General features: G+C 66.7%; 2 protein-coding genes. Both read left to right on the forward strand.

Annotation, left to right across the window (positions count from 1 at the left end):
• The first annotated feature begins 22 nt into the window (after positions 1-22).
• Complete coding sequence (locus IE249_RS16305) at positions 23-1,000, forward strand: carbohydrate ABC transporter permease (protein ID WP_189705550.1); 978 nt, start codon at positions 23-25, stop codon at positions 998-1,000.
• A 2-nt stretch (positions 1,001-1,002) separates the two neighbouring features.
• Entirely contained in the window at positions 1,003-1,896 is an 894-nt protein-coding gene (locus IE249_RS16310) for a carbohydrate ABC transporter permease (RefSeq protein WP_189705551.1), read from the forward strand.
• Positions 1,897-1,906: the final 10 nt, after the last annotated feature.

Below are 1,906 nucleotides of genomic sequence, written 5' to 3' on the forward strand. Positions count from 1 at the left end.
TCGCGCAGGCGAAGTAGGCGCGATGAGCACCCTCACCACCTCCACGCCCGCCGCCGCGGCCAGGCCCGCGGGCCTCGCCGCCAAACGCCGCCGCTCGGCGCTCAAGACGCTGGCCTTCATGTCCCCGTGGCTGATCGGCTTCGCGGTCTTCTTCGCCTACCCGCTGATCTCGACCGTCTACTTCTCGTTCATGCACTACGACGGCTTCCGGCCGCCGACCTGGAGCGGGACGAAGAACTGGCGTTACGTCTTCGAGAACTACCCGCTGTTCTGGCCCGCCCTGCGCAACACCCTGTGGCTGGTCGTCGTCATGGTCACCCTGCGGGTGGTCTTCGGCCTCGGCGTCGGTCTGCTGATCACCAAGATCAAGACGGGTACGGGCGTCTTCCGCACCCTCTTCTACCTGCCCTACCTCGCCCCGCCGGTCGCGGCGACCATGGCCTTCGCCTTCCTGCTCAACCCCGGCACGGGCCCGGTCAACTCCCTGCTGGAGAAGGCCGGCATCCCGGCCCCCGGCTGGTTCAACGACCCCGCCTGGTCCAAGCCCGCGCTGACCCTGCTCGCCCTGTGGGGGGTCGGCGACCTGATGGTCATCTTCATGGCCGCGCTGCTCGACGTGCCCACCGAGCAGTACGAGGCGGCCGAGCTGGACGGCGCCTCGCCCTGGCAGCGGTTCCGCTACGTCACCCTGCCGAACATCTCCCCGATCGTGATGTTCGCGGTGGTCACCGGTGTGATCCAGACGATGCAGTACTACACCCAGCCGCTGATCGCCGGAAAGGTCGCCTCCGGCGTGATCCAGGGCGCCGGCACCCAGTTCGAGCCCGGCTACCCGGACAAGTCCACGCTCACCCTCCCCCAGCTCGTCTACAACCTCGGCTTCCAGCGCTTCGACTACGGCTCCGCCTGCGTGGTGGCACTCGTCCTCTTCGCCCTGTCGATGGTGTTCACCGCGTTCCTGATGCGGCGCCGGGGCGGTCTGATCCAGGCAGGTGACTGACGATGACCCAAGTCCTCGACAAACCGGTCTCGTTGAAAGCACCGGTCTCCCCCGCCGAACGCACCGCGCGCCGCAGGGCGGTCCTGGAGTGGATCGCCGTCCACTCCCTGGGCGTGGCGGCCGCCCTCTTCTTCACCCTGCCCTTCGTCTTCGTGTTCCTCACCTCCCTGATGAGCGACAGCCAGGCGCTCAGCCGCGACCTGATCCCGCACACCTGGGAGTGGTCCAACTACCGCAAGGTCTTCGACACCCCGGGCTTCCTGACCTGGTGGAAGAACACCCTGATCTACGCCGGGCTCGGCACCGTGCTGACGGTCGCGTCCTCCATCCCGGTGGCGTACGCGCTCGCCAAGTTCCGCTTCCGGGGCCGCAACCTGTCACTCATGCTGGTGATCTCGATGATGATGCTGCCCCCGCAGGTGGTCATCATCCCGATGTACCTGTTCTGGGCGAAGCAGCTGGACCTGTCCGGCACGCTGTGGCCGCTCATCATCCCGATGGCGTTCGGCGACGCGTTCTCCATCTTCCTGCTGCGGCAGTTCCTGATGACGATCCCGAACGAGTACCTGGACGCGGCCCGCGTGGACGGCTGCGGAGACCTGCGCACCCTGCTCAAGGTCGTCCTGCCGATGGCCAGGCCGGGCATCGCGGCGGTCGCCCTCTTCCAGTTCTTCTACGCCTGGAACGACTACTTCGGCCCCCAGATCTACGCCTCGGAGAACCCGGGCGCCTGGACCCTGTCGTACGGCCTGGAGTCGTTCAAGGGGGCCCACCACACCGACTGGAACCTCACCATGGCGGCCACCGTGCTGGTCATGGCGCCCGTGATCCTCGTGTTCTTCTTCGCCCAGAAGGCGTTCGTCGAGGGCGTCACGCTCACCGGAGTAAAGGGATAAAGATGAAACT

Origin of the sequence: Streptomyces anandii JCM 4720 (assembly GCF_014650655.1) — a bacterium.
GTDB lineage: Bacteria > Actinomycetota > Actinomycetes > Streptomycetales > Streptomycetaceae > Streptomyces > Streptomyces anandii.

Bases quoted from the DNA above. Each gene is read 5' to 3' on its own strand.
- IE249_RS16310 (WP_189705551.1), top strand. From the start codon at position 1,003: ATGACCCAAGTCCTCGACAAACCGGTCTCGTTGAAAGCACCGGTCTCC.
- IE249_RS16305 (WP_189705550.1), top strand. From the start codon at position 23: ATGAGCACCCTCACCACCTCCACGCCCGCCGCCGCGGCCAGGCCCGCG.